This is a genomic window from Actinoplanes sp. NPDC049599 (assembly GCF_044465625.1).
In the GTDB taxonomy this organism is placed as follows: domain Bacteria; phylum Actinomycetota; class Actinomycetes; order Mycobacteriales; family Micromonosporaceae; genus Actinoplanes.
Window position 1 is genome coordinate 40,045 of the sequence record NZ_JBITLX010000038.1, and the last position, 26,653, is coordinate 66,697.

Annotated in this window: 20 protein-coding genes; 8 read left to right on the plus strand and 12 right to left on the minus strand. The window is 73.5% G+C overall.

The window, feature by feature from the left end; translation table 11 throughout:
• Positions 1-5: 5 nt before the first annotated feature.
• Together ACIBQZ_RS39260 and ACIBQZ_RS39265 are read right to left on the minus strand one after the other, a co-directional pair.
• Positions 6-962 (minus strand): DUF6879 family protein, encoded by a 957-nt coding sequence (locus tag ACIBQZ_RS39260; protein ID WP_396094024.1) that lies wholly within the window; start codon positions 960-962, stop codon positions 6-8.
• Positions 959-1,894 carry an SCO2521 family protein gene (locus tag ACIBQZ_RS39265; protein WP_396094025.1) on the minus strand — a complete coding sequence of 312 codons (936 nt, stop codon included), beginning with the start codon at positions 1,892-1,894 and terminating at the stop codon, positions 959-961. Before ACIBQZ_RS39265 ends, ACIBQZ_RS39260 begins: the two co-directional genes overlap by 4 nt.
• A gap of 298 nt (positions 1,895-2,192) precedes the next feature.
• On the opposite strand from ACIBQZ_RS39265, the gene ACIBQZ_RS39270 reads away from it, so the two are divergent.
• Positions 2,193-3,146, plus strand: coding sequence for an FAD-dependent oxidoreductase (locus tag ACIBQZ_RS39270; protein WP_396094026.1), 954 nt, complete (start codon positions 2,193-2,195; stop codon positions 3,144-3,146).
• Here ACIBQZ_RS39270 and ACIBQZ_RS39275 read toward each other — a convergent pair.
• From ACIBQZ_RS39275 to ACIBQZ_RS39285, 3 genes are all read right to left on the minus strand, one after another.
• Positions 3,143-4,201, minus strand: coding sequence for a winged helix DNA-binding domain-containing protein (locus tag ACIBQZ_RS39275; protein ID WP_396094045.1), 1,059 nt, complete (start codon positions 4,199-4,201; stop codon positions 3,143-3,145). The genes ACIBQZ_RS39270 and ACIBQZ_RS39275 overlap by 4 nt on opposite strands.
• A gap of 62 nt (positions 4,202-4,263) precedes the next feature.
• Complete coding sequence (locus tag ACIBQZ_RS39280) at positions 4,264-4,872, minus strand: transposase (RefSeq protein ID WP_396094027.1); 609 nt, start codon at positions 4,870-4,872, stop codon at positions 4,264-4,266.
• Positions 4,797-5,342, minus strand: coding sequence for a winged helix-turn-helix domain-containing protein (locus ACIBQZ_RS39285; protein WP_396094028.1), 546 nt, complete (start codon positions 5,340-5,342; stop codon positions 4,797-4,799). The genes ACIBQZ_RS39280 and ACIBQZ_RS39285 overlap by 76 nt, the downstream gene beginning before the upstream one ends.
• A gap of 317 nt (positions 5,343-5,659) precedes the next feature.
• On the opposite strand from ACIBQZ_RS39285, the gene ACIBQZ_RS39290 reads away from it, so the two are divergent.
• Entirely contained in the window at positions 5,660-8,107 is a 2,448-nt protein-coding gene (locus ACIBQZ_RS39290) for a BTAD domain-containing putative transcriptional regulator (protein WP_396094029.1), read from the plus strand.
• A 16-nt stretch (positions 8,108-8,123) separates the two neighbouring features.
• Here ACIBQZ_RS39290 and ACIBQZ_RS39295 read toward each other — a convergent pair whose 3' ends face one another.
• On the minus strand, positions 8,124-8,360 hold the full coding sequence (locus tag ACIBQZ_RS39295; RefSeq protein WP_396094030.1) for a hypothetical protein: 237 nt from the start codon (positions 8,358-8,360) through the stop codon (positions 8,124-8,126).
• Between the two features lie 176 nt (positions 8,361-8,536).
• Here ACIBQZ_RS39295 and ACIBQZ_RS39300 point away from each other — a divergent pair, with 176 nt between their 5' ends.
• Both ACIBQZ_RS39300 and ACIBQZ_RS39305 read left to right on the plus strand, forming a co-directional pair.
• Entirely contained in the window at positions 8,537-9,271 is a 735-nt protein-coding gene (locus ACIBQZ_RS39300) for a hypothetical protein (RefSeq protein ID WP_396094031.1), read from the plus strand.
• 82 nt (positions 9,272-9,353) lie between these two features.
• Positions 9,354-11,798, plus strand: coding sequence for a M36 family metallopeptidase (locus ACIBQZ_RS39305; RefSeq protein WP_396094033.1), 2,445 nt, complete (start codon positions 9,354-9,356; stop codon positions 11,796-11,798).
• Positions 11,799-11,815: 17 nt separating this feature from the next.
• Here ACIBQZ_RS39305 and pgi read toward each other — a convergent pair whose 3' ends face one another.
• From pgi to ACIBQZ_RS39320, 3 genes are all read right to left on the minus strand, one after another.
• Complete coding sequence (pgi, locus tag ACIBQZ_RS39310) at positions 11,816-13,447, minus strand: glucose-6-phosphate isomerase (protein ID WP_396094034.1); 1,632 nt, start codon at positions 13,445-13,447, stop codon at positions 11,816-11,818.
• 207 nt (positions 13,448-13,654) lie between these two features.
• The gene (fliQ, locus tag ACIBQZ_RS39315) at positions 13,655-13,999 is read right to left on the minus strand and encodes a flagellar biosynthesis protein FliQ (protein ID WP_396094035.1); all 345 of its coding nucleotides are present in this window, start codon (positions 13,997-13,999) and stop codon (positions 13,655-13,657) included.
• A gap of 106 nt (positions 14,000-14,105) precedes the next feature.
• Complete coding sequence (locus ACIBQZ_RS39320; RefSeq protein WP_396094036.1) at positions 14,106-15,764, minus strand: FAD-binding dehydrogenase; 1,659 nt, start codon at positions 15,762-15,764, stop codon at positions 14,106-14,108.
• Positions 15,765-15,848: 84 nt separating this feature from the next.
• Between ACIBQZ_RS39320 and ACIBQZ_RS39325 the strand changes: the two genes are divergently transcribed.
• On the plus strand, positions 15,849-17,039 hold the full coding sequence (locus ACIBQZ_RS39325; protein ID WP_396094037.1) for a helix-turn-helix domain-containing protein: 1,191 nt from the start codon (positions 15,849-15,851) through the stop codon (positions 17,037-17,039).
• On the opposite strand, the gene ACIBQZ_RS39330 is transcribed toward ACIBQZ_RS39325, so the two are convergent.
• On the minus strand, positions 17,002-19,689 hold the full coding sequence (locus tag ACIBQZ_RS39330; protein ID WP_396094038.1) for an EAL domain-containing protein: 2,688 nt from the start codon (positions 19,687-19,689) through the stop codon (positions 17,002-17,004). The genes ACIBQZ_RS39325 and ACIBQZ_RS39330 overlap by 38 nt on opposite strands.
• A gap of 196 nt (positions 19,690-19,885) precedes the next feature.
• On the opposite strand from ACIBQZ_RS39330, the gene ACIBQZ_RS39335 reads away from it, so the two are divergent.
• Positions 19,886-20,845 carry a hypothetical protein gene (locus ACIBQZ_RS39335; protein ID WP_396094039.1) on the plus strand — a complete coding sequence of 320 codons (960 nt, stop codon included), beginning with the start codon at positions 19,886-19,888 and terminating at the stop codon, positions 20,843-20,845.
• A 69-nt stretch (positions 20,846-20,914) separates the two neighbouring features.
• Entirely contained in the window at positions 20,915-21,898 is a 984-nt protein-coding gene (locus ACIBQZ_RS39340) for a LysR family transcriptional regulator (protein ID WP_396094040.1), read from the plus strand.
• Here the strand turns inward: ACIBQZ_RS39340 and ACIBQZ_RS39345 are convergent.
• Positions 21,885-22,523 carry an HNH endonuclease family protein gene (locus tag ACIBQZ_RS39345; RefSeq protein ID WP_396094041.1) on the minus strand — a complete coding sequence of 213 codons (639 nt, stop codon included), beginning with the start codon at positions 22,521-22,523 and terminating at the stop codon, positions 21,885-21,887. The genes ACIBQZ_RS39340 and ACIBQZ_RS39345 overlap by 14 nt on opposite strands.
• Before the next feature lie 216 nt (positions 22,524-22,739).
• On the opposite strand from ACIBQZ_RS39345, the gene ACIBQZ_RS39350 reads away from it, so the two are divergent.
• Positions 22,740-24,581: a diguanylate cyclase domain-containing protein gene (locus ACIBQZ_RS39350; protein WP_396094043.1), complete on the plus strand. Its 1,842-nt coding sequence runs from the start codon at positions 22,740-22,742 to the stop codon at positions 24,579-24,581.
• Positions 24,582-24,968: 387 nt separating this feature from the next.
• Here the strand turns inward: ACIBQZ_RS39350 and ACIBQZ_RS39355 are convergent, their stop codons facing one another.
• Entirely contained in the window at positions 24,969-25,964 is a 996-nt protein-coding gene (locus ACIBQZ_RS39355; RefSeq protein ID WP_396094044.1) for an ice-binding family protein, read from the minus strand.
• Between the last annotated feature and the right edge of the window lie 689 nt (positions 25,965-26,653).

Consider the following 26,653-nt stretch of genomic DNA (forward strand, 5'->3'; position numbering starts at 1 on the left):
GCCGATCACCCCGTGCGCTCGACGTCCGGGCGGCGGGAGACGTCCCACAGCTCGCGGAAGAGCTGCGCGCACTCCTTGACCCGGGAGTCGTTGAGGACCAGGCGGGTCTCGGCGATCTGCGCGTGCCGCGGGTCCACGGTGGTGGTCGGGTTGGTCTCGTACGCCAGCGTGTCGTCGAAGACGATCAGGTCGCGGACCTGGACCCGCAGCGGCGGCGGCACCGCCGCACGGTCCAGCAGCCGCACGTCGATCCGCATGTCGCGCTGCTCCTCGCAGGCCCGCCGGATCGCCGGGTCCTCGGCCATCGCGGGCGAGTCGAGCACGAAGATGCGCCGGACCCGCTTGCCGCTGCCGGCCGCGCGGCGCTGGGCGTCGAGGTAACGCTGGCCGATCTCGCTCTGCCACAGGTCGTGGTCGACGGCCGCCATGCTGATCGCGTCGATGCTGGTGGTGGCGTTGCGGGTCAGCCCGAGCAGCCAGTCGCGGTCCTCGCCGTAGTAGGTGACCGTGCCGCCCTCGGAGAGCTGCTTGAGGAAGTCCGAGGTCTCCCTGATCTTGGCCTGGACGAAGTGGTAGACGATCGGCGGCGAGGTGGGCGAGATCTGCGTCGAGTTGCGCACCAGCTGGGTGACCAGGTCGGTCTGCAGCGCGGACGCCTCGATCAGGCCGAACAGCTCGGTGGCCTCGCTGATCTCGGAGAAGACGTCGCCGACCATCTGCTTCATCTCGGTCATGCCGTCCTTCTCGAGCTGCTCGACGGCCGCGAGCCGGTTCTCGAAGTCGACCAGGAACCGCAGGATCAGCGCGATGCCACCGATCAGGATGGACAGGGTGATCTGGACGTGCTGGGGCTGGTTGAGCGCGTTGGTGATCAGGAAGGTGGCCCCGCCCAGCACGACGGTGACCAGTGCCTTGCGGGTCACGCTGGAGTGCTCCGCCGACTGGCCGCGCAGCGCGATCATCGAGGACCCGCCGCTGCCAGCGCCGCCACGGCCCCGGCGGACAGCTGGTCCCGGATCCGGTGCACGAGGGTCTGCCACTGCCGGCTGAAGCCGGGGCGCCGATCCAGGCTCGCCCACACCGCCGCGGAGATCTCCCCGCCGCGGGCGCCGGGCATCCACAGGTGCAGCAGGTAGTCGATCGCGGGCACCAGCCGTTGCAGGGCCGCCTGCCGGTCGACGACGCCCAGCGCGCTCTTACCGACCAGCTCCAGCAGCGTGCTCAGCAGCCAGTCGTGCAGCGCCACGTCCTCGGCGAGCGCGGTCAGCTCGCCGGCCAGCCCGGCCGGCTCCGCCGGCACCGACAGCTCCAGCAGGCGCAGGTCGTCGGCACGGACCGAGAACCGGACCAGCGGCTGCTCGCCGGGCCGGGCCGTCCAGCGCAGCCGGGTCCGCGAGGCCCGCAGCGGGGCGGGTCCGCCGCGCGGCGCGGCGCGCTGCACGCGGTCGGCCACCCGGCCTGCCATCGCGCCCAGGTCGAGCGTGGGGCCGGGCCGGTCGGTGCCGGTGAGGGCCTCGGCGACCTCGTCCCAGCGGGTCCGGCCCAACGTCTCGATGACGCCGGGCCGGGTGAGGTAGTGCGACCACGGCTGCCGGGTGCTGCCGCCCGCGCGGACCAGGGTCGTGGCGGCGGAGCCCTGCACGACGTGGCCACCGGTGATCGCGGCCCGTTGCAGGGCGGTGCCGACGCCGCGCACCCGGCGGCCGGCGCCGGCCCCGCCGATTCCACAGTCGACACCCACCGGGATCTCCGGGGAGCGGACGTACGCCATCGGCCGGTGCGACACCAGGACCGGCTCGCCGACCACCAGGTCCACCAGGCGCCGGGCCCGGTCGGCGGTCACCGGGTCGGACCCGCGGAGCAGTCCCGTGTGCACCTCGCCCGCGATCAGCATCGGCTCCCCCACGCACGGCGGTGCGAACACCGGGGAGACGCCGGACGGCGCGCAAGGGTCAGCGGTGACCGATGACTCCCCAGCGGCGCGGCCCCGTGCCACGCGTGTCGCCAGCCAGTCGATTGCACCGCATCCGATCGCGGATTGCAACACGCTCAGTATGCGGAAACGAACACTCGGTAGATTTTGCTAGCACCTCACCGGCGCGCGGGACAACCTTCACGCGCCATTGTCCGCAGCCGCCGTACATTTACGTCGCTCTACGCGATAACGGTCCGGGCCCGGTTAGCGTCGGGCGATGACCGCTGCCCGACCCGAGGTCCTGATAGTCGGCGCCGGCGTATCAGGCCTGACCACGGCCGTCCGGCTGGCCGAGGCGGGGATGCGCGTCCGGGTCCGCGCGCTGCGCCGGCCCGAGCAGAGCACCTCGGCCGCGGCCGGCGCGATCTGGGACCCGATCTACGCCCACCACCCGCTGGTGCTGAGCTGGAGTGCCCGCAGCTACCAGGTGTTCCGGGACCTGGCCGGGGCGGGCCGGCCCGAGGTGCGGCTGGTGCCCGGGATGGAGGCCTCCCGCAAGCGGATCCCGTCGCCGGGCTGGGCGCACGACCTGCCCGGCTTCCGCGAGTGCGCCGCCGCGGAACTGCCCGGCGGCTTCGCCAGCGGCTGGCGGTACACCGCGCCGATCATCGACATGCCGCCGTACCTGGCCTATCTGGAGCGGCGGCTGGGCGCGGCGGGTGGCGTCGTGGAGCTCGGGCGGGTGCGCTCGCTGGACGAGGACCTCGGGCCGGTCGTGGTCAACTGCACCGGGATCGGCGCCCGCGAGCTCGTGCCCGACCCCGAGGTCGAGCCGATCCGCGGCCAGCTGGTGGCCGTGCGCAACCCCGGGGTGCGCGAGTTCTTCGCCGAGCACACCGAGGAGCTCGAGGAGATGACCTACCTGCTGCCCCAGGGCGACGTGCTGCTGCTGGGCGGCAGCGCGGACAAGGGCCAGGACGACCCCGAGCCGGACCTGGAGGTGGCCGCCGGGATCGTGCGGCGGTGCGCGGGCATCGTGCCCGCCATCGCGACCGCCGAGGTGCTCGGGCACCGCACCGGCGTCCGGCCGCAACGCCCGGAGATCCGGCTGGAACACGAACGGCTCGGCGGCCGCGACGTGGTGCACAACTACGGCCACAGCGGCGCCGGGGTCAGCCTCTCCTGGGGCTGCGCGGACCGGGTGCTGGAGCTCCTCCGGGACCTGACTTAGGGCCAGCGGACCACCAGCGGCAGCCCGACGAACTCCGCGTACGGCCGCAGCGCCTCCTCGGCCTGCGCCCGCTCCCCCGCGTCGAGCGGCGTCAGCGGCTGGACCTCGACCGTCACCGCCTTCTTGCCCAGCGTCCTGGTCCAGGTGCCGCACACCCGGCCGGCCCGCACCAGCGTCGACCGGAACACCCCGTTGCCGCCCGGCACGACCGCGGTCAGGTGTTCGGCCTCCAGCATCAGCGTGCGGTCCTTGTAGCCCAGCATGTACTCGTCGAAGCCGGGCAGGGCCGCCCAGCCGCCGGGCGACGCCGGCGGGGGCGGGTCGAGCAGGGCCGGGTCCACCACCATCTCGGCGCCGTCGACCCGGACCGTGGTGAGCCGGTCGCCCGCCTCGGCGATGCCCGCCCGGGTGTCGGCCATCGTCAGGCCGGTCCAGCGCACGAAGTCGGCCCGGGTCGCCGGGCCGTGGCCGCGGAAGTAGCGCAGCGCCATCAGGCCCAGCGCGGCCGCCCGGTCGGGCCGGTGCGGCTCGGGCGCCCACTCGTCGAGCAGCACGAACGTCTGCTCCTTGCCGATGTGCGGGGCGATGCAGGTGACGCCGCGCTGGCTCGCGTACCAGAGCAGGTGGTAACCCATCTGCGGGCCCAGCGTGATGCCCGCCTCAGCGAGGGCCGCCAGGCACTCGGCGCGGGTCAGCCGGTTGCCCTTGAGCACCGTGGCCAGGATCTCGACGCCGCGCTCGGCGATCGCCTCGGACAGCCCGATGGTCTCCCGGCGCTTCGCCGCCCCGGCCAGCGCGCGCACGCCCATCAGCTCCAGCATCCAGTGCGCGTCGGCCGGCGGCACCAGGTGCACGGTGCCGCGCATCGGCCAGGTGCGGATCGCCTCGCGACGCTCCAGGGCGGCGGTGACGTCGCCGGTTGTCGCGCCGGGCAGGCGCACGCCCAGCGACCACAGGCCGCTGGCCATGTCCTGCGCCTGCATCGCGCCGAACCACTCGACGATGCCGGCGACGGTGCCGGGCGCGGCGCCCGGGGTGAGCAGGAGGCTGCGCATGCGCAGGGCCAGGGCCTGCGCGGTTGTCAATCCCACCCGCGCAGCCTAGACACCTTTTGCGGTCAGGGTCTGGCTGGTGTCGGTGGTGATAGACCTGTTCCGGTGAAGAAGCCGTCGATCAAGCCGCGTCGGTATTGCATGCGGTTGAGGCGGTTCTTCACCGCTGTGGCCAGGTCGGTGGCGGTGCGGACGCCCAGGTTGGCCAGGCTGCCTTTCATGGTCGACCAGACCTTCTCGACCGGGTTGAGTTCCGGCGCGTAGGCCGGTAGCTCGTAGACGCGTAGCCACGGCCGGGCGGCGATAGCCGCCCGGATCGCGGGTGTCTTGTGCAGCGACAGCCTGTCCCAGACCAGCACGATTGGTGCTTGTAGCTGCTGGTGAGCGGCATCCAGCAGGCGAATCAGCTCGGGTTCGCGGAACCCTTTCTGTTCACCTTTACGCCCGCGGTAGAGCAGGGTGCGGTAGATCAGCCGGCTGCGGTGCCCGGGCCGGTAACAGCACAGCCCGGCCACCGACACCCGCACGGTGCCTTTGGCGGTCACCTTCACCACCGGAGTGACACCTTTCGGTGCCCAGGTGGTGGCCTTGTGCGCCCTTAACGTTTGGCCGCACTCGTCGGCGAAACAGATCCACGCGCCGCGGCGGGCGGCGACTCTTTTAGCGATGGCCATTGGTACCGCCGCCACGCGGCGATCGCCGCCTCGTCACGTTCGGCAGCACGGTGGATCGGCATTTGAGCGGTGTAGCCGAGCCGGCGCATCGCCTGCCACGCCGTGGTCATCGACACACGCAGGTGGAACAGGGTGGCGATCAACGCCACCACCCGGACCAGGGTCCAGCGCTGGTCCTCGCCGTAGCCGGCCGCTGCCGGGCCTTGTTCGAGGCGTTGCCGGAGCCGCGCCAACTGACCGTCGGACAGCTTCGGATCCGGGCCTGAAGTTCCTTTGGAGGCCAAAGCCTGTGCGCCGCCGGTAACCCAGGCCCGCCGCCACTGATACGCCGACTTCGTCGATACCTCCAGCCGCTGCGCGACCTCGATCGCCGACACATCAGCCGCGAACAGTTCCGCCGCCCGCTGCCGCACTCGCTCACGCCGCACACGCTCTACCTGGTCAACGCCACCGCCATCGCCGTACCGCATACCACCAGCAGACCCGAACCCACCACACCCGTCGATCACCCAAAAGCCTCACAGTGGACTCGAAAGAGACCCCCACCCCAAAAGGTGTCTAGTGCCGCGACGGCGCCCGCCGTGGCGGCTCCCCCGATGTGCCACTTTCCCGCCGGAGCCGCCGCCAGGGCCGTTGGGCCCTCCCCGTCCGCCGTGGACACTGTTGAACTTTCGGTGACACCTGCGTCACTTGATGTGATCAATGAGGAGGCTGCGCGCCGCGCCGCCGGGCAGGACAGATGATGAGGCAGCCGATCCGGCCGCGCGGGGCCCGCACCCTGACTCCCGTGGCACGCGACGGGGTGCCCGACCCGTGGTTCGAGCAGGCGGTGGGCAAGGGCCTGGCCGTGCTCGAGTTCCCCGACGGCCAGGTGCTGAGCGAGCATCTCGCCACGGCGCTGGCCGGTGCCGGCCGTACGCCGCTGTGGTTGCGCCTCGATGCCGGGGACGACGATCCGGCGGCTCCGCTGCTCGCGCTGGCCCGTGGACTGGGCCGCCACGCCGGGCCGGCGGACACCACCCTCGCCGCCATGCGGTCGCACCCGGGACCCGTCTCGGGCTGGCCGCGGCTCGTCGACCTGCTCGCCGGGGAACTGGCCGGAGCCCTGGCGGAGACGGGCGCCCTGGTGCTCGAACACGCGCATCTGCTCCGCGGCACCGGGCCCACCGCCGCCCTGCTGGCCGGCCGGTTGCTGCCGCGGCTGCGCCACCACGACATCCCCTGCGTGGTCCTGGCCCATGGGGAGTCGGCGCTGGCCTCCCTGCTCGCCGCCGCGGACCGGTGGACGCCACGGGACCTGCGGCCCGCGCCGCCCGAGGCCGCCGGCGAAGCGGTCCGGGCCGCACAGGCCCTGCTCGGCGAGGCCGCCGGGCGCCGCCTGCAGACCGCGGCCGCCCTGCCCGAGCTGCTGGAGGGGGTGGCGCGGCAGATGCTGCCGCTGTTCGACGACGACCAGCTCGCGGCGCTGGGCCGGGCCGTCGTTCTCGAGTACGGGCAAGGCGAACCGTCCGGCCCGTGGTGGCAGCCGCTGGAGGGCGACTGGTACCGGGTGCGGGGATGCTGGCGGGCCCCGCTCGCCGCGGCCCTCGACCCCCGGTACCGGCCCGGGCCGGCGGAGCTGCGCGGGGTGGCCCACCACCTGATCAACGCGGGCGCCGTCGCCGAGGGCGTCGCGCTCAGCCTGGACGCGCACGACGACGAGGGCGCCGCCGGCGCGCTGCTGGCGCACGCCGACGAGCTGATGGACGACGGGCGATGGGCGACCCTCGAGCGGCTGATCGACCGGCTGCCCACCGACGTGCTGCACGGCCGCGCGGAGCTGCTGCACCTGCGCGGGGAGATCGCCCTGGCCGCCCGGGATCCCGGCGGCGCCTGCCGGTTCTTCGACGCGGCCGCCGCGCGCTTCGCGGCCCGGCCGGCGCTGGACCGGGCGTGCCACAGCATGCTGGCGGCGAGCACCGCGGTCACCGCGACCGACCTCGGCGGGGCGCGGGCCCGGTCGGCGGCCGCACTGTCCTTCGCCGAGGCCTCCGGCGACCCCGCGACCCTGTCCTGGGCGATCTGGCAGGAGGCCGCCACGGCCCTGCTGGCCGGCGGCACCGATGCCGCGCTGCTCGGCTTCCGCCGGGCCGCGCGGGCGGCGGCCGGCGGCCCCGCGGCGGAGCACATCCGCGTCACCGACGAACTCAGCCGCGAGATCCTCGGCTGCCGCGGGAGACACGAGGAGATCCGCAACGCTCAGACCGCCCTGGAACGCCGGGTGGGCGCCGTCCTGGATCAGCTGCGGGAGACCGTCAGCGGGCCCGGCTCGGGGATGCCGGCAGCCACGGGACGCTGGAGCGCGGACCCCGCACCCGTGCGGCTGCGCCGTCTCCCCTCGGCCGGGCCGCGGTGGCTCGCCCCGGCGGCCGAGCAGGAGGCGACCCCGGCGCAACTGCCGGCCGGGGCCCGCCCCGAGCGGCCGGCGGCGGCCCCGGGTCCCACGGTGATCGCGCAGTTGCTCGGACCGTTCGCGCTGGTGGTGGACGAGACGCCGGTGCCGGCGTGGTCCAGCGGCCGGATGCGATCGCTGTTCGCCTACCTGGTCACGCATCGCCGCCCGGGGCCGTCCCGGGAGGCGCTGACCGAGGCACTCTGGCCCGGCGCCGAGCCGGCCTCCGCCCGCAACAGCCTGAACGTCGCGCTGCACAGCCTGCGCCGGGCGCTGCGCGAGGTCACGCCCTCCCCGGTCGTGCTGTTCCGCGAGGGCGGCTACCGGCTGCATCCCGCGGTCCGGCTCTGGCTGGACGTGGACCTCTACGACGAACGGGCCGCGGCCGCCCGGCGCCTCCCGGAGGACGACGTGGGGCGCAAAGGCGCTCGCTACGAGGAGGCGATCGGGCTCTACCACGGCGACTTCCTCGCCGAGGATCTCGACTCACTGTGGACGGCCGAGCCACGCGAGCGGCTCAGAGCCATTCAGATCGACGCCCTGGGCACGCTCGGGCAGCTGCGGTTCCGGACCGGAGAGTACGCCCGCGCCGCCGAGTTGTGCCGGCAACTGCTCACCATGGATCCGTGCCGGGAGCAGGCGCACCGGTTGCTGATGCGGTGCCACAGCCGACAGGGACTGCCGCACCTGGCGTTGCTGCAGTTCCGCGAGTGCGTGCTGACCCTGCGCACCGAGCTGAAGGTGGAACCCGCGCCGGAGACTGTCGCGCTCTACCGCAAGATCCGCCGGCACGAGCCGGTCTGACCACCGCGGCGGGTGGTCAGTCCCAGCGGATGCCGAGACCGCTCAGCCAGTCGTGTTCGTGCTCGGTGGGATCGCCGGCCCGGGTGTCGCTGCGGGCACCCACGTGGACGGCGCGGTCGTCACCCGGGTGCAGGACGACCCGCACCGGCACGGGCGACCACCGCAGCAGCAGCCTGCGGTCGCACGTCGTGCAGGCCCACTCCTCCGCACCGGGTTCCCGCGTGCCACCGAGCACCATCTCATGCGCGTCCATGGTCGGCTCCTTCACCGGGTTGCTTCACCATGCCCCACGCGCCGAGCTCCGAAACGGTCCGGAGGTGCCACTCGGTTAACCGCCCGGACGCCGGGGTTAACCGCCGGCCCGCACGCCGGTTAAGCAGGCGGTGGAAGAGTCGGCGTATCAGCAGAAGTGTGCGAGGAGGTATCTCGATGACCACTCCCACGATCGGCAAACTGACGGCCAGCAAGGGCACGCTGACGGAAAGCCCCGGACCCGAGGTGGCGGCCCCGCCCGCGGAACCGATCAAGAAGGTCGATCCCCGGCCGATTCCCGAGGAGTACCGCGAGGCGGTCGCGGAGTTCGGCGACAAGCTGCTCGAACGGGCGAAGATGTCCCTGGGACAGCGGCTCGAGGAGCGCATGGCGGCGCTGGAGACCGCACGGCTCGGTGAGCCCACGGTCGGGCCGTACAACGCCTTCGACCTGTACGCCTTCACGCCGGTCCAGTTCGGCGGGCCGCCGCCGTACCAGCCCAGCAAGATCATCGCCGGCGGCGAGTTCGCGGTGATCTACGCCGTGATGTTCGTCAACCCGACGATCGACGTCCCGCACGGCTTCGCCGTGCAGCCGACGGTGCAGCTCAGCGAGCGCTGGTGGCGGGTCGGCATGGAACAGGTCAACCTGACCGACGTGAGCGACGGGCCCGACGACGCCAGGATCGACCAGTTCGCTCCCCCGGAGGCGCCGGCCTACACGCTGCTCTCGTTCGGCTTCTACGCGCCGAAACCGACCGGCCTCAAGCCGTTGTTGTTCGAGGCCAACCTGTCCGCCGACATCATCAACATGGGCCAGCCGTACGCCGCGTTCGCCAGCACGATCATCGACGTCGACAAGTGGCTGATCCAGGAGAACATCCCGCTGCGCTACCTGGTCTACACCAAGTAGCCGGCCCGTCCAGGCTGCCCGGTGCCCGGGTCCCGGGGTCGAGCAGCCGCCCGTGTGCCACCGCCGCAGGGAGGCTGAGCCGATGAGCCGCGAGTTCGATCTCCGCCGGCCGGTCGAGCCCGGGGACGAGCAGCGGTACGCCTCGCTCGCCCGGGAGGTCTCGGACGGGCTGGACGGCGGGCACACCGTCCGCGTGACCGCCGTGGACCCGCTGACCGGCAATCCGTGCCGGATCGAATCGGTGGGAGCGGCACCCGAGCCGGGCGATCCCCGGACGCGCGCGCTGGCGCACCTCCGGTCGGTCGGGCCGCTGCTGGGGCTGACGGCCGCGCAGCCGGTCGAGTTCGTCGGGGATCCGGTGGTGCGGACCACCGGCTCCGGGGCGCACGCGGTGCACCTGCGGCAGCAGTACCAGGGCATCCCCGTGTTCCAGGCGGCCCAGGCGGTGGTGTTCGATCCCACCGGCGCGGTGGCCTCGACCGCCGGTTCCTGCGTGACGATCGGCGAGCCGCTGGACGTCGCTCCCGCGGTGCGGGCCGAGGACGCCGTGCTGGCCGCCGCCCGTCGGGTCGCCCGCCCCACCGCCGACGAACTCGGCACGTACGACCAGTTCATGGAGCCGTTCGACGCGCCCACGGCCGATCTGACGTCCTTCGAGCCGCGCGCCGTCGCGGTGATCGCCGGAGCCCCGGACCGGACGACCGTGCTCGAGCCCGGCCCCTTCGCCGAGCCGATCACCGCCGGTCTGGTGTGGTTCCCGCTGCGCCCCGGCGACCTGCGGCTGGGCTGGAAGGTCACGCTCACCATGCCCGGCCACGCCCAGCGGTTCGTCGTGGTCGCCGACGCGGGCGATGCCGGCGTGCTCTTCGCGCACCAGGTCACCCTGTCCGCCGCGGCGACCGCCGACGTCTTCCTGGCCGGCGGCGACGGGGAACGGCACCGCATCACCCTGCCCCGCCCGCTGAGCGACTATCCGGTGGAGCCGCCCCCGGACCTGCCGGTGGGTTTCCCCGGTCCGTGGCTGGCCGGTGACGACACGGCGGGCACCAACGTCGTGGCCGGCTCCGGCGTGGACGGCCCGGCGGTGCGCGGTCAGCGGGACGGCGACCAGCTGGTCTTCGCGCCCGCTCCGGACAGCGCCGAACAGTGGGTGGTCAACGCGTTCGCGCTGGCCTCGTCGGCCCACGACTTCTTCGCCCTGCTCGGCCTCACCGAGGCCGCGGGCGACCTCACGGGGGCCGCGCCCACCCGCGCCGCAGCCCCGCCCGTCGGCGTCCGGGTGTTCGCCGAGCCGCTGCCGGGCACGGCGACCATGCTGACCCCGGTGAACGGCGCCGGCCCGGTGCTGCGCCTCGGGCCGGTCGGCCGGACCGGCCGGCACACCGCGCTGGACCCGACGGTCGTCTTCCACGAGTACGCCCACGTCGTGACCCAGCGCCTGGCCGGGGGCGTCCTGGACGTGCACGCGCTCGACGAGCCGCAGAGCGCCGGGATGGGCGAGGGCTGGAGCGACTACTTCGCCTGCGTCCAGGCGGGCACGGAGGTCGTCGCGGCGTGGGCGGTGGACCGGCCCGAGGGCATCCGGACCCGGCCGTACGACGAGCAGTATCCCGGCGTCTTCGATCAGCTGGGGGCGTGGTACTCGACGCCGCACGAGGTCGGCGAGCTGTGGTGCGCCACGCTCATGGCGATGACCCGCCGGCTCGGCTCACCGGGCCTGGCCGCGCGCCTGGTGCTGGACGCGATCACGATCGCCCGCGCCAACCCCAGTTTCCTGGACATGCGGGACGCGATCCTGACCGCCCTGGCCTTCCTGCGGACGGCCGGCCGGCTGTCGGCGGAGCCCGCCGCCGCCGCGGAGCGGGCCGTGTGGGAGGCGTTCGCGCACTTCGGCATGGGTCCGGCCGCGACCTGCCGGGGCGCCCGGCTGGAGGGCATCAAGGCCGACCACTCCGTGCCCCCGCCGGCCGCGGCGCCCGCACCGCGACCGGCGCCGGAACGCGCCGCCTGCGCCCTCCACATGATCACCGTGGTGCTCGGCGCGGACGGCGAGATCCGGGAACACCGGATCGTCCAGGTCGACGACGCGCTCCCGGAGCAGGCTCCGGTGCGCACCGACGGGGGCCGCCGGATCCAGTACTTCGTCGAGACCCCGCAGCCCCCGTCCGAACCGACGCCGGGGCGGCCCCGGCTGAGCATCATGGACCTGCGCTTCGAGGTGCCCGCCGAGCCCGACCGCCTGGTCGCGACGATCACCTTCGCGCTGACCGGACCGGGCGCCGACGCGCTCGCCGCGGCAGGCGCCGGATACCTCGCGCACATCGTCGTGACCTCCGCGGATCCGCCGTGGACCAGGGTCGCCGCGACCGCCGCCGGCCGGTTCGGCCCCGGTCGCACGGCGGCGGAGGCGGCGCTGGAGTTCGGGCTGCCCGAGCCCGGCCGCTATCAGCTGGTGGGCGGCGTGCTCGCACCACCGGGCGAGACGCTCGCCCTCGCGGCCGGACCGGTGCTGCACGTGGTGCCCTGACCGGGCGTCCCGCGCGATCAGCGGCCGCGCTGTGCCCGGTACCGCGCGATCAGCGCGTCGGTCGACGAGTCGTTGCCGCCGGCCGGGGCCCCCGCCGCGGTGAGCTGCGGGGCGAGCTGGTTGGCCATGACCTTGCCGAGCTCCACGCCCCACTGGTCGAACGAGTTGATCTCCCAGATCGTGCCCTGGGTGAACGTGGCGTGCTCGTAGAGCGCGATGAGCTGGCCCAGCACCGACGGGGTCAGCTTCTCCGCGAGGATGGTGGTCGTCGGGTGGTTGCCCGGCATCACCTTGTGCGCCACGATCTCCGCCGGCACGCCCTCGACCTCGATCTGCTCGGCGGTGCGGCCGAAGGCCAGCGCGCTGGTCTGGGCGAAGAAGTTCGACATGAACAGGTCGTGCATCTCGCCGGTGTCGTGGTTGGGCACGCTGAAGCCGATGAAGTCCGCCGGGATCAGCTTGGTGCCCTGGTGGATCAGCTGATAGAAAGCGTGCTGGCCGTTGGTGCCGGGCTCGCCCCAGAAGATCTCGCCGGTCTGGAAGTCCACCCCGGAGCCGTCCAGCCGGACGTGCTTGCCGTTGCTCTCCATGGTCAGCTGCTGCAGGTACGCGGCGAAGCGGTGCAGATACTGCGAGTACGGCAGCACCGCGTGCGACTGCGCCCCGAGGAACGTGTCGTACCACACGTTGAGCAGCCCGAGCAGGGCCGGCACGTTCTGCTCCAGCGGCGCGGTGCGGAAGTGCTCGTCCACGGCGTGGTAACCGGCCAGCAGCTCGGCGAAGCGCTCCTTGCCGATCGCCAGCATGACCGACAGCCCGACCGCCGACGGCAGCGAGTAGCGCCCGCCGACCCAGTCCCAGAAGCCGAACATGTTCTCGGTGTCGATGCCGAAGTCGGCCACCCGCTGGGCGTTGGTGCTGACCGCCACGAAGTGCTTGGCCACCGCGGACCGGTCGCCGCCCAGGCCGGCCAGCAGCCAGTTGCGGGCCTCGGTGGCGTTGGTCAGCGTCTCCTGGGTGCCGAAGGTCTTCGACACGATCACGAACAGCGTGGTCGCCGGGTCCAGGTCGTGGGTCTTGGCGTACAGGTCGGTCGGGTCGATGTTGGAGATGAAGCGGCACTCCAGGCCCGCGTCCGCGTACGCCTTCAGCGCCTCGTAGGCCATCACCGGCCCGAGGTCCGACCCGCCGATGCCGATGTTCACAATGGTCCGGATCCGCTCGCCGGTGGCGCCGGTCCAGGCGCCGGAGCGGACCCGGTCGGTGAACGCGCCCATCCGGTCGAGCACCTCGTGCACGTCGCGGACCACGTCCTGGCCGTCGACGACCAGCGTGGCGTCGCGCGGCAGGCGCAGCGCGGTGTGCAGCACGGCACGGTCCTCAGTGACGTTGATGTGCTCGCCGGCGAACATCGCGGCGGTGCGCTCGCGCACCTTGGCGCGCTCGGCGAGGGCGATCAGCGCGGCCAGCACCTCGTCGGTGACCAGGTTCTTGCTGTAGTCCACGTAGAGGTCCGCCACCCGGGCGGTGAGCCGCTCGCCCCGCCGGGGATCACTGTCGAACAGCTCGCGCAGGTGCACGCTCGAGAACTTCTCGGCGTGCCCCTGCACGGCCTGCCACTCAGCGCTGTCGGAAACGTGTTCGCTCATTGCCTTTGACTCCCGCCTGGACCAGAACTATCGGCTTCATCGTGGCACGGATCCCCGCGGCTTGCCGCGAACTGGGTCCGGCTGACCCCGGCGCGGCCACCGCATCCTGCGCGGCACCGATCCGGACGGCGAGTGCCCGGAACGGGCCACCCGCAGCCGGACACCAAAAGAGGGCCGCCCAGCGGGCGGCCCTTGCTTGCGTCGGATTCAGCCGATGAGCGTCGGGATCCGCTCGAACAGCTGCGTCGTGAACGTCACCATCTCGTGCAACATCCAGTTGCCCGAGAACAGGATCGCCGCACCGACGCCTACTGCCTTCGGGACGAACGACAGCGTCGCCTCCTGGATCTGGGTCACCGACTGGAACAACGAGATCGCGAAACCGATCAGCAACGCCGTCAGCAGCACCGGCGCGCACATCTTCGCCGCGATGGTCATCGCCTGCAGGCCCAGCTCCACGATCTGCGTATCCGTCATGCCAACCCCTTCGGGCCCCGCCGCGAGGCCGGGAGCGCAGAACAGGCGCACCCCGGTTACCGTTCGGTTCGCCACCCCGGAACCCTCAAGTCACCACCGGAACGAGCTTGCCGGCCGAGCGCTACCCCGTGGCGTACCGCACACCGCCTAAGGCATCCTAGGATGAAAGGGTGGGCGACGGTCAGGCGGTCGCTGCCGCCGCCGCGCGGCCCGCGGTGCGGCCGGAGAACAAGCACCCGCCCAGGAACGTTCCTTCCAGCGAGTTGTACCCGTGCATCCCGCCGCCGCCGAAGCCCGCCACCTCGCCCGCCGCGTACACACCGGGCAGCGGGGTGCCGTCGGCGCGCAGGACGCGGGCCGAGAGGTCCGTCTCCAGGCCGCCCAGGGTCTTGCGGGTCAGGATGTTCAGGCGTACCGCGATCAGCGGGCCGGCCGCCGGGTCCAGCAGCCGGTGCGGGGCCGCCACCCGGATCAGCCGGTCGCCGCGGTAGCGCCGGGCGCCGTGGATCGCCGTCACCTGGGCGTCCTTGCTGAACGGGTTGGTCATCTCGCGGTCGCGGGCCTCGACGGTGCGGCGTACCTGGTCGAGGTCCAGGGCCGGGCCGTCGCTCTCCGCCGCCAGTTTGTTCATGCCCGCGACCAGGTCGTCCAGGCCCGGCGCCACGACGAAGTCGGCGCCGTGCTGCTTGAACGCCTCGACCGGCGGCGTCGCGCCGGGGCGGATCCGGCCCAGCACCTGGCGGATGCTCTTGTTCGTCAGGTCCGGGTTCTGCTCGGAGCCCGACAGCGCGAACTCCTTCTCGATGATCTTCTGGGTCAGCACGAACCAGCTGTAGTCGTAGCCGGTGGCCATCAGGTGCTTGAGCGTGCCCAGGGTGTCGAAGCCGGGGAACAGCGGCGCCGGCAGCCGCTTGCCGGTGGCGTCCAGCCACAGCGAGGACGGGCCGGGCAGGATGCGGATGCCGTGCTGCGGCCAGATCGGGTCCCAGTTGCGCAGGCCCTCGACGTAGTGCCACATCCGGTCCGGGTTGATGATCCGCGCGCCGGCCGCCTCGGTGATGCCGAGCATCCGGCCGTCCACGTGTGCGGGGACGCCGGCGACCATCCGCTTCGGCGGCGCGCCCAGCCGGGCCGGCCAGGCCTTGCGGACCAGGTCGTGGTCGCCGCCGATGCCGCCCGAGGTGACGATCACCGCTTGCGCCGCGTACCCGAAATCGCCGGTCTCCTCCCGTGAGCTGGACGCGCCGCGCGGCACGTCGCTGGCCGCCAGCGTGCGGCCCCGCACCCCGGTGACCACCCCGCCGGTCTCGACCAGTCCGTCCACCCGGTGCCGGAAGCCGAAGCGGACCAGGCCGCGCTCGGCGGCCGCGCGCACCCGGCGCTCGAACGGCGCCACCAGGCCCGGGCCGGTGCCCCAGGTCAGGTGGAAGCGCGGCACCGAGTTGCCGTGCCCGTCGGCCGGGCCGCCGCCGCGCTCGGCCCAGCCGACCACCGGGAACAGCCGGTGGCCCATCTGCCGCAGCCACGCGCGCTTCTCGCCGGCCGCGAAGTCCACGTACGCCCGGGCCCACTGCCGTGGCCAGTGGTCCTCCGGGCGGTCGAACGCCGCGCTGCCGAGCCAGTCCTGCCAGGCCAGGTCGACCGAGTCGCGGACACCCATCCGGCGCTGCTCCGGCGAGTCCACCAGGAACAGCCCGCCGAACGACCAGAACGCCTGGCCGCCCAGGCTCTGCTCGGGTTCCTGGTCGAGCAGCAGCACCCGGCGGCCCGCGTCGGCCAGCTCGGCCGTCGCCGCCAGCCCGGCCAGTCCCGCCCCGACCACGATCACATCTGCGTCCATGGCACCACGCTAGGCATCGCGGTGCCAAGATGGTGGTCCACCGAGGCGGAATCCCGTCCTCGCTTTATCACCGGGGTGACAAACGTGCCGGAGACCTTCGCCGACATCGAGCCGCGCGTCGGTGACCTGCCGGCAGCCGTCGGCGAGCGGTTGCGGGCCGAGCGGGTGGCGCTGCGGGAACGGGTGCTGCGCACCATGCGCGCCGCGATGAGCGGGCAGGGCCGGTCGCTGACCGGCGGGCAGGGGCGCGGGCTGACCCTGGGCGTGGAGACGGCGGTGGACGCGTTCGTCCGGGCCGTGGCCGAGCCGTCCCGCGACCTCACCGCCAGCCGGGACGTCTTCGTCGAGCTGGGCCGCACCGAGTTCCGCGAGGGGCACAGCGTGGACGCCCTGCGCTCGGTGCTGACCCTGGGCGGCCGGGACATCTGGGCGTACCTGGTCGAGCGGGAGCTGCCGCCCGCGGTGCTCTACGTGCTGGCCTCGGCGCTGTTCGGCTTCCTCGACACGCTCGCCGGCGCCGCGGCCGCGGGCTATCTCGACGAGCAGCGCCAGCACGCCCGGGACTGGGACACCACCCGGCGGCGGCTGATCACGCTGCTGGTCCAGCCCGACCCGCCGGGCCACGCGGCGGTCCTGGCGGCCGCCGACGCCGCCCGCTGGCCGCTGCCCGGGTCGCTGGCGGTGGTCAGCGTGGAGGGCACCGACGGCGAGCACCTGGCCCGGCTGGCGGGCAGCGGCACCATCGCCACGGTCATCGACGACGCCACCCGGCTGGTCCTGCCCGAGCCGGCGACGCCCGGGCGGCTCGGGCATCTCGCGGCGGCGCTGGCCGGGCAGCGGGCCGCGGTGGGGCCGGTGGTCGGGCTGGGCGAGGCGCGGTTGTCGTACCGGTTGTCGCGGCGGGCCCTGCAGTTGCAGCAGCAGGGTGCGCTGCCGGCCGACGGGCTGCTGCACTGCGACGAGCACCTGGTCACGCTGGTCACCGCGTGGGAGCCCGGGCTGGCCGGCCGGCTCGCCGAGCGGTCGCTGGCCCCGCTGGCGGCGCTGGGCGCGGCCGAGCGGGAGGTGCTCGGTGCGACGCTGCTGGCCTGGCTGCGGGCGCAGGGGCAGGTGCTCGCGGCGGCCGCGGCGCTGCCGGCGCATCCGCAGACGGTGCGGTACCGGATGCGCAAGATCCGGCGGCTGTTCGGCGCCGCCCTCGACGACCCGGACGCGCGGCTGGCGCTGGAGCTGGCCCTCAGGCCGGCACGGCCAGCCGGGCCGTCCCCTCGGTGAGCACCCGCCCCGCCTCGGCCGCCGGCAGCGGGCGGGACAGCAGGTAACCCTGCGCCAGGTCACATCCCAGGTTGCGCAGCGTCGCCAGCTGGCCGGCGTCCTCGATGCCCTCGGCCACCGTGGTCATGCCGAGGCTCTTGCCCAGCCGGACGATCGTGCGGACCAGCGCCTCGTCCTCGCGGTCGCCGCCGAGCCGCTCCACGAACGAGCGGTCGATCTTGAGGATGTCCATCGGATAGCGGCGCAGGTACGCCAGCGACGAGTACCCCGTGCCGAAATCGTCCATCGCCAGGGTGACGCCCAGCGCCTTCAGCCGGAGCAGCTGGGTGAGGTTCTCGTCGGTGTCGGTGAGCAGCACGCTCTCGGTCATCTCCAGGCACAGCTGGTCCACCGGCATGCCGGTCTCGGCGAGCACCTCGGCCACCATCGCGGACACGTCGCCGTGCTCGAACTGGCGCACCGACACGTTGACGGCCATCTTGAACCGGCGGGTGCTGCCCGCGCCCCAGGCCACCGACTGCCGGCAGGCCTCGGCGAGCACCCAGCGGCCCAGCGGCACGATCAGGCCGGTCGCCTCGGCGATGCCGATGAAGTCCAGCGGCGAGACCATGCCGCGGGTCGGGTGGTGCCAGCGGACCAGCGCCTCGAAGCCGACGACCTCGCCGGTCCGCAGATCGACGGTGGGTTGGTAGTGCAGGACCAGCTCGGCGCGTTCCAGGGCGAGGCGCAGGTCGGCCTCCAGCTCCAGCCGCTGCACCAGCCCGGCCAGCATCCCCGGGTCGTAGGTGGCCAGCCCGGCGCCGCCCGCCGACTTGGCCCGGTACATCGCCAGGTCGGCGTTGCGCAGCAGCTGGTCGATGTCGGCGGCGTCGGCGCCGCAGGCCAGGCCGATGCTGCCGGCCACCCGCAGCTGCCGTCCGCCGAGGTGGACCGGCTCCTGCAGCGCCGCCCCGATGCGCTCGGCGACCGCCTCGGCGTCGGCACGCGCGGTGGTGGACTCGATGACCACGCCGAACTCGTCGCCGCCGAACCGGGCCACGGTGTCACCCTCGCGGACCGCGCCGCGCAGCCGGGCCGCGACCTGGACCAGCAGGGCGTCGCCGGCGGCGTGCCCGAGGCTGTCGTTGACCTCCTTGAAGCCGTCCAGGTCGAGCATCAGCACGGCGACGCCGACGCCGGCGCCGGCCGTCTCCCGGGCCAGCGCCTCCAGCACCCGCTCGCGGAACAGCGCCCTGCTGACCAGCCCGGTCAGGGCGTCGTGGTAAGCCTCGTGCACGAGCTGTTCCTGCAGCTCGGAGGCGTCGTGGATGTCGCGGGTGTTGAGCACGAAGCCGCGCACGGACGGGTCGTGCACCAGGTTGGTGATGGTCATCTCGGCGAGCCGGACCCGGCCGTCGCAGTGCCGCAGCGGCACCTCGACGACCGCCACGGCCAGCGGCTCGTCCCGGATCGACGCCAGGGCCTCGGCCAGCGGGCCCGCGGCCCGGCGCCCGACGACCTCGAGCAGCCGAAGCCCGAGCAGCGCCGCCGGCGGGTAGCCGAAGATCCGTTCGACCGACTCGCTCTGGAACCGGATGGTGGAGTCGGCGTCGATGACCGCGACCGACTCCGAGCTCTGCATCACCAGCGCCCGGAACCGCAGCTCACTGGCCTGCAGCTCGGTGCTGCGCGCGGACACCCGGGCCTCCAGGCGGCGGGTCAGCTGGCGGTTCTCCAGCAGCGTCAGCAGCTGCCGGACGATGATCAGCCCGATGAGGAAGGTGCGGGAGCCGGCGGTGACCGGGTCCACGTCACCGGTGACCGCGAAGGCCACCACGCTGCACGCCACCGCGACGAGCATGACCGCGTACGGCACCAGCATCGCGAACGGCTGCCGCTCCTCGGGGTCCTCGTCCCCCGCCGTACGGGTGCCGGGCCGCAGCGCGGCGAGCAGGACCAGCGCGAAGCCGCCGAACCAGCCGGTGTCGAGCACGCTGCCGGACAGGTACGCGTCGTGCAGGGTCAGGTAGGCGTACACGCAGTCGGAGACGCCGACCGTGCACACCGCGCCGACCAGCAGCAGGAGCGGGCCGGCGTCCGGGCCGTCGCGACGCAGCTGGGCCAGCGCGTACAGCGCGGCGGTGATCAGCACGACGGCGCCGAACGGGTAGCCGATCAGCGTCCCGTGGCCGCCCGCGGCGACGAGCGGGTCGAGCACCAGGATCCAGCACATCAGCAGCAGCGAGACGGCGATCATCAGGCCGTCGGCGATGCCCCGGACCCGGTTGGCCACCGTCTGCCGGCCCACCGGCACCAGCAGCAGGCCGGCCGAGATCAGCGGGACCATGCCGAGGTAGCCGACGTCGGGCAGCCCGGGGAACGGCACCGCGCGGTCCCGGGCCAGCTCGGTCCAGGACCAGCAGGCCTCGCCGAAGGAGTACGACAGCGCGCCCAGGCCGATGCCGGCCCACGCCAGGCCCATCCGGCCGCGCCGCCGCACGGCGCGGAGCAGGCAGGCGATCCCGGCGGCCAGCGTCATCAGCACGGTGCCGAGGTCGGAGACGGCCTGGGTGACCGTGCCGCCGCCGAGGCCGGTGGCCATCCAGACCCCGAACAGGGCGACGGCGGCGCCGACCACGACGGTCGTGGGAACCGGGCGCCGGAGCGGCATCGGACTCCTCCCCCGTGCCCTGGTCGCGCCGGGCGGCGTGACGTCTCTTTGCGAGATCGGGCGGGCGGTGGGCCACCTGAGAAAATCGTCGCCCTTTCGGTGCCGGCGCGGGCCCGGCGCAGCACCGGCGGTGCGGGAGTGACCAGCGTGACGACCTGCGATGGACGGGCGGGCGGCCGGCGCGTACCGTGCGCGGGTGATCACCCGGCTGTCCGCCTTCCTGAACCGGCACCGGCGGGCCCTGCCGGCCGCCGGGCTCGCGGTGACCGCCGGGGAGATCGCGGCGGTGCCGGGGACGCCGATGATCGCGTACGCGGTGATCACAGCCGGCGGCGGCGCGGCGGCGGTGGCGGGCTGGTGGCTGACCCGGCGGGCGCGCGCGGACCGGGGCGCCACCCTGGTCGCCGACGCGCGGGCGCGCACGCTGGCCACTCCCCGTACCGGTGCCGACGTGCTCTTCGCCGGTGCTGTCCTGCAGGCGTTCGCACTCTGCGCCGGCCGCACCACCGCGGCCGCCCTGGACGGTGACCTGAGCCGGGCCGGCCTGCTCGGCGCCCTGCTGTTCGCGGGCCTGCTGGCGGTCACCGCCCGCAGCCTGCCGCACGGCGTCGGCGTGGTCGTGGGCCCCGGCGGCATCCGGGCCGACAAGCTCACCGGCGAGTTGGCCGTGCCGTGGGAGGCGCTGGCGGCGGACCAGCCCGGCCCCGGCGCCGACCCGCGCGAGCTGACCCTGGCCTACGCGCGGCCGGAGCTGATCCGCGCGACCGGCCTCGTGCCGGACCGCACGACGCTGGAGTTCGAGGGCGTGGACCGGGCCGTGCTGGCCGCCGCGATCCACCGCTACGCCCGGCATCCGGCGGCGCGGCACGCGATCGGCACGGAGGCGGAACAGGCCCGGCTGCGCGCGGAGCCGGGCCCCATCCGGTACGGCGTGCTCCCGCTCCCCGAGCCGCCGACGCCCCGGGCGACGGCGGCCCGGGCGCTGACCGGTGCCGTCCTGGTCGCGGGGGCGGTCACGCTGCAGACCGTCTTCGACCCGCAGCATCCCTACTGGTCGTTGCTGGCCGTGCCGCCGGCCTGGCTCGGCCTGCGCCGGCTCCGCAGGGCGTGGTCCGGTTGGCAGGACCTGCGCGACATCCGGCGACCGGCGAACTGACAGTGATCGATTCATGAAATTCACATCGTCGGTATTTCGGCGCCGGGTCCGGAGCTCTACCGTCAGCGTGTGGACCTCGAGCTGCGCCACCTGCGGATGATCTGCGCGATCGCCGAGGCGGGCAGCGTCAGCAAGGCCGCCTCCGCGCTCGGCCTGGCCCAGCCCGCGCTGACCACCCAGCTCCAGCGGATCGAACGCGCGGTCGGCGGCGCCCTGTTCCTGCGCGACTCGCGCGGCACCCGCGCCACCCCGCTCGGCGACCTGGTGCTGGCCCGGGCCCGGCTGGTCCTGCCCGCCGTGGACGGGCTGCAGGACGAGGTGACCGCGCTGGTCGGCGCGGACCGGATCGGCCAGTACCGGATCGGCGCCACCAACGGGCCGGTCGCCGCCGGGCTGGTGCAGCGGCTCTCGGCCACCCGCCCGGCCAGCCCGGTGACCGTGCACGCCACCTGGTCGGCCGACGAGATCTGCGCCCGGGTGCTGGCCGAGCGGCTCGACTACGCGCTGGTCGGCGCCTGCGATCCGTCGCTGCCGGCCGGCGCCGACGGGCTGGTCTGGCAGCCGGTCTGCGTCGACCCGGTGTGGGTGCTGGTCGGTGAGCGCCACCCGCTGGCCGGGCGGGCGGAGGCGGCGCTCGCCGAGTTCGCCGGTGAGCAGTGGGCCAGCGCACCGGGCGACGGCTGCTTCACCGCCTGTTTCGCCACCGCCTGCGCGCGGGCCGGCTTCACCCCACGGCCGCCGCTGGAGATGGACGTCGGCGGCTGCATCGATCTCGTCGCCGCGGGCAACGCCGTGGTGCTGTGCCAGGGCACCGTGCGGGCGATGCCCGGGGTGGTGCCGGTCGCGCTGACCGGCTCACCGCTGCGCTGGCGGCACCTGCTCGGCTGGCGGCCCGGCGGCCCGGCCGCCGCCGCGGCCGGCGAGCTGCACGGCCTGGCGGTGCAGGCCTATCTCGACGTCGTCGCGCAACGGCCCCGGTACGCGGACTGGCTGGGCACCAACCCGGGGTTCGGCGCCCAGCCGGTCACCGCGGCGGCGGTCAGCAGGCGTTGAGCATCGTCGTCACCGCCGCCTTCTCGGCGCTGGTGACGGTCAGGCTCCAGACGTACTTCACCTTGACCCACATCCGCGCGTACGTGCAGTGGTAGCTGGTCAGCGGTGGCTTCCAGGCGTCCGGGGACTGGTCGCTCTTGGACTGGTTGACGTTGTCGGTGACCGCGATCAGCTGCGGGTTGGTCAGGTCGTTGGCGAACGACTGGCGCTTGGCGGTGGTCCAGGCCCAGGCGCCGGAGATCCAGGCGTTCTTCAGCGGCACCATGTGGTCGATGTCGACGTCCGACGCCGCGGTCCAGGTCGCCCCGTCGTACGGGCTGAACCAGCGGCCCGAGGTGGCGGCGCACGCCGAGCTGACCACGACCCCGGTGCCGTCCCGCTTGAGCACGGTCTCGCGGGTGTTGCAGGTGCCCGAGACGGTGATCCAGTGCGGGAAGAGGTCCCGGTCGTAGGTGGTGGTGTGGGTCGAGGCCGCCACGGTCAGCGCGGCGAGGTAGGTGCGGGCGGTGGCGGCGGTCGGGATGCCGGGCGGGGTGGCCGCGGCGGGTGCGGCGAAGCCGAGTTGCAGCAGGACCGCGGCCAGCACGGCGGCCAGCAGCGCGGTGGTCGTACGGCGAGGGGTCACGAGAGCCTCCGGGCGATAGCCGAGATCGTGAAAAGAATTCTCGGCGGCGCACCGGCCCGCGCCCAGATCCCACCTTCGATATACCCAAGTCGATATAGCGCGGGGCGGCGGCGGTCACAGCCGCCGTTCGCGCCCGAAGTCTCAGGTCCGGCCACCGGCGAACGATGGACAGGCTGCGACTCCCGTCCCGGGGGTGCCGGGCGGGAGGAACGAGCGATGGTGCCGCGCACGGTCCGGCGGACGGCCCCCCGGGTGCCGCTCGCCCTGCTGCGCGACCGGGGCGTGCGGGCCCTGCTCGCCGTCGCCGCGCTCGGCACCGCCTGGTACGCCTGGCCGGTCGCCGGCCTGCCCGTCCTGATCGCCGGCTACTGGCCCGTGCAGGTGGCCCTGGACGTGGTGCTGGCCGTCGGCTCCTGGCAGGTCTACCGCGACCCGGTGGCCCCGGCCGCCACCCGGCGCTTCTGGCGGTCGATGACGGTCGCCGCGGTCCTGTTCACCGTCGGCGACACCGTGCAGACCGTGCAGTCGGCCCGGGACCACACCGTGCAGGGGCTGCTCAGCGGCAACCTGCACCTGGCCTTCATCGTGGCCGGCATGGTGATGCCGCTGTGGGCGATGCTGTCCCACCCGATCCGGGCCACCGGCCGGCAGCGGCTGGTCTTCTGGCTGGACGCGGCCACGGTGATGACCGCCGCCGCGGGCTTCATCTGGGCGTTCATGCTGAGCGCGGTGGTCGGCTCGGGCCTGGACCTGATGCTGCTGAACAGCATGCTCGCGGCCATCATGCTGATGCTGTTCTTCGGCATCACCAAGCTGGTCCTCGGCGGCGAGGCCCCGTTCCGGCCGGTCGCGGCGGGCATCGCGCTGGTCGGGGTGGCGCTGACCGCGCTGGGCGTCGGCGTGGACGGGCTCGCGGCCACCGCGCACCCGGCGGTGTTCATGCTGTCGAGCTTCGTGCCCTGCGTGATCATGGCGTCCTGCCCGCGGGCGCAGCTGGTGGAGATGCGGGTCGCCGCCACCGCGCCGGCCCGGGTCCGGCGCCGGCCGTTCAGCCTGCTGCCGTACGGGGCGGCGCTGGCCACGTACGCGGCCGGCCTGACCAGCCTGGTCGACGACGGCCTGTCCACCCGCAGCTGGGGCCTGGTCATCGGCTCGCTGCTGGTGACGCTGGTGGTGCTGGGCCGGCAGATCACCTCGTTCGTCGACAACGCGGTGCTGCTGCGCCGGCTCGGCGAGCAGGAGAGCCGGTTCCGGTCGCTGATCGAGCACTCCTCCGACCTGACCGTGATCACCGACCGGGCGGGCCGGATGACCTTCACCAGCCCGGCGGTGACCCGGATGCTGGGCTACCAGCCCGAGGAGCTGCTCGGCTCGTCGCTGGCCCACCTGGTGCACCCGGCGGAGCTGCCCGCCGCCACGCCGGGCGGTTCCTGGCAGGGCCGGGTCCGCCACAAGGACGGCACCTGGCGCTGGCTGGACGTGGTGGCCACCGACCGGTACGACGACCCCAGCGTCCGCGGGCTCATCTCCAACGCCCGGGACATCACCGAGGCGCGCGCCTTCCAGGAGCAGCTGCGCTTCGACGCCACCCACGACGCGCTGACCGGCCTGGCCAACCGGGCGCTGTTCCACACCCGGATCGCCGCGGCGGACGCCGGGGTGCTCACCGGGGTCCTCGCCGTCGACCTGGACGACTTCAAAATCATCAACGACACGCTGGGGCACCACGTGGGCGACCGGGTGCTGGCCACCGCGGCGGAACGCCTGGTCGGCTGCGTGCGGGCGGGCACCGACACGGTGGCCCGGCTGGGCGGCGACGAGTTCGCGGTGATCCTGACCGGGACCACGCCGGCCGAGGCGGCCGCCACCGCCGCGCGGATCGTCGCGGCGCTGACCGAACCGGCCACCGTCGAGGGCCACGTGCTGGTGGTCCGGGCCAGCGTCGGGGTCGCCACCGGGCCGGGCGAGCGGGCCCGGACGCTGCTGCGCGCCGCCGACGCGGCGATGTACGAGGCGAAGCGCAGCGGCAAGGGCACCATGGCCGTCGCCGCGGGCTGAGGGCTCAGGCCGCCGGCAGGGCCCAGCACCACGCGGCAGCGACCACTGTGCACAGTGCCGTGCGCACGTGTTCCCACCGAGAGTCGCCGATGCTCACTCAGGGCGCTCACGGCGAGTCTGTGTCTGTCGCTGGAGACTCGGGCGCGTGGTGCGAGGCCGCTGAACCGCGTCGCGCCGGATCGGACAGGTGCCGGTGACATACCGCAGCGCATGGATCCCGGGCCCGGCGCGCTGGGCGGCCCGCAACGGCCGCGTTGTCCGCCAGGCGATACGGGGAATCCTCGGGCCGTAGCCCGCTCGGGGCGGGCTCAGCGACGAGCGGACGGCCACGCTGCGCGGACGGCGACGCTGCGCGGACGGCGAGCCGACACCCGCCGTCCGGCCGGGTCATGGATAGCGCCGCCGATACCGGACCAGGATCGCAGTCCCCAGAGCTATCAGGACGATCCCGGTGGCCGTCAGCGCAGGTATCAGGCCGGCACCGGTGGTCGGTAGCCGCGGCGGCGCCCCCATCGGCGGACCGGCAACAGGCGGTCCGGCAGGGGAGGAACTCGCTGCGGGCGTGGTGGCGGGTGCGGTAGCCGGCGTGGTGGCGGGCGTGGTGGCGGGTGCGGTAGCCGGCGTGGTGGCGGGTGTGGTGGCCGGCGGGGTGGTGGCTGCGGCGCAGATCGGTGTGGTGATGTCGTTGTCGTCGAGCGTGACCGCGGCGTTGCGGGCCAGCGCGCGACCGGCCAGCGTGGCGCCGGTGTTCATGGTGATCGAGGTCAGCGCCATGATGTTGCCCACGAAGTCGCTGTTCGTGCCCAGCGTGGCGGAGCTGGTGACCTGCCAGAACACGTTGCACGGCGAGGCGCCGTTGATGAAGACCACATCGCTGTTCGACGCCGTGATCAGCGTGGAGGAGATCTGGAAGATGAACACGGCCGCGGGGTCGTTCTGCGAGTCGAGCGTCAGCTCCCCGGTCAGCTGGGCGGCGCCGATCCGATAAACGCCGGGGATCAGCGTGCTGCCACCGAGCTCGGCCGGAAGGCTGGTGAACGGTGTCCGGCCGGCGGCGTCGTTGTACGCGGCGGTGAGGTCGTCCTCGGCCTGCAGGGCGACGCCGTCGGCGAGATGGGTCTCACCGGCCACGACTCCGGGCGGAAAGCCAGGGGCGGCGGCGCCCGGGTGGACGCCGAGGCTCTGCGCAAGGGTGGTCGGACCGGTGTTGGTGACGGTCGACCCGGCGAGCACGGAGAAGTCCGCCGCCGTGTTCAGGTTGACCGGACTCTCGGCCGCAACCGCGGGTCCGGGAATCAGGAGGAGCACCACGCCCAGGGCGGCGGCCGTGCCGACCAGTCCGGCGACGGGGCGCCAACGGTAGCTTCGGAGCTGGAGTCTCACGCCGAGCCCTTCTCTGGGTCCTACCGCGGGGGCCTGAAGTCGTCCGTGTCAGCGCACAGGAGCAGCAGCGCCTGATTCGTACCGTTTCACACAGAAGGGAAGATTTCCGCGGTTTCGGGCAAGTCCCCCGGAATCGCCCAGCATGCCGCGCAGATGCCCGCAGTCTTGTCGATCCCCCGGCGCCGATAGCGGGCCGCGCAGCGGTTGCGGGAAGCCGCGCCCGAGCGATCCGGCACCTCGCGCCAACGCGTGGGGCTCGCGAGCTGGTCCGGCGACATTGAGGTTGTGCGAGCCATCGATCGAGTGCCAGTACCGCCGATCCCCGACTTTGCCATTTCTGGATCACGGTCCCCCGCGATCCAGCCCGTTGCCGGGTTCATCCGGTATGCGTGATTTGCCCTTGGCGGTTGAGGGGTTCATCTCAGGAGGAAAGGGGCGGGAGTGGTGGACCTTGTAGCGGTGCGGTGCGGCTGGAGAGTCTTTTGCGTGGTTGGTGTATCGGGCGATGGCAATAGCCCGCCGGAGTGACGTGGGGCCGCGCGCCGACCGCCACCGACGCGCAAGATTTCGATCTTGTTGATGTGGTGTGAGCTCGGCGTTTTCAGCCGGTGGTTGCATCACCGAGGAGCTCGGTGAGCCGCTCGGCGGGAGTGTTCCATGCCAGGGTCATGCGGGGGCGTTCGTTGAGC

Coding starts and splice junctions, on each gene's coding strand:
- ACIBQZ_RS39330 (WP_396094038.1), bottom strand. CDS start 19,689: ATGCCGCTCCGGCGCCCGGTTCCCACGACCGTCGTGGTCGGCGCCGCC.
- ACIBQZ_RS39305 (WP_396094033.1), top strand. CDS start 9,354: ATGAGCCGCGAGTTCGATCTCCGCCGGCCGGTCGAGCCCGGGGACGAG.
- ACIBQZ_RS39260 (WP_396094024.1), bottom strand. CDS start 962: ATGATCGCGCTGCGCGGCCAGTCGGCGGAGCACTCCAGCGTGACCCGC.
- ACIBQZ_RS39320 (WP_396094036.1), bottom strand. CDS start 15,764: ATGGACGCAGATGTGATCGTGGTCGGGGCGGGACTGGCCGGGCTGGCG.
- ACIBQZ_RS39295 (WP_396094030.1), bottom strand. CDS start 8,360: ATGGACGCGCATGAGATGGTGCTCGGTGGCACGCGGGAACCCGGTGCG.
- ACIBQZ_RS39275 (WP_396094045.1), bottom strand. CDS start 4,201: ATGCGCAGCCTCCTGCTCACCCCGGGCGCCGCGCCCGGCACCGTCGCC.
- ACIBQZ_RS39270 (WP_396094026.1), top strand. CDS start 2,193: ATGACCGCTGCCCGACCCGAGGTCCTGATAGTCGGCGCCGGCGTATCA.
- ACIBQZ_RS39300 (WP_396094031.1), top strand. CDS start 8,537: ATGACCACTCCCACGATCGGCAAACTGACGGCCAGCAAGGGCACGCTG.
- pgi (WP_396094034.1), bottom strand. CDS start 13,447: ATGAGCGAACACGTTTCCGACAGCGCTGAGTGGCAGGCCGTGCAGGGG.
- ACIBQZ_RS39280 (WP_396094027.1), bottom strand. CDS start 4,872: ATGGCCATCGCTAAAAGAGTCGCCGCCCGCCGCGGCGCGTGGATCTGT.
- ACIBQZ_RS39285 (WP_396094028.1), bottom strand. CDS start 5,342: ATGCGGTACGGCGATGGCGGTGGCGTTGACCAGGTAGAGCGTGTGCGG.
- ACIBQZ_RS39350 (WP_396094043.1), top strand. CDS start 22,740: ATGGTGCCGCGCACGGTCCGGCGGACGGCCCCCCGGGTGCCGCTCGCC.
- ACIBQZ_RS39265 (WP_396094025.1), bottom strand. CDS start 1,894: ATGCTGATCGCGGGCGAGGTGCACACGGGACTGCTCCGCGGGTCCGAC.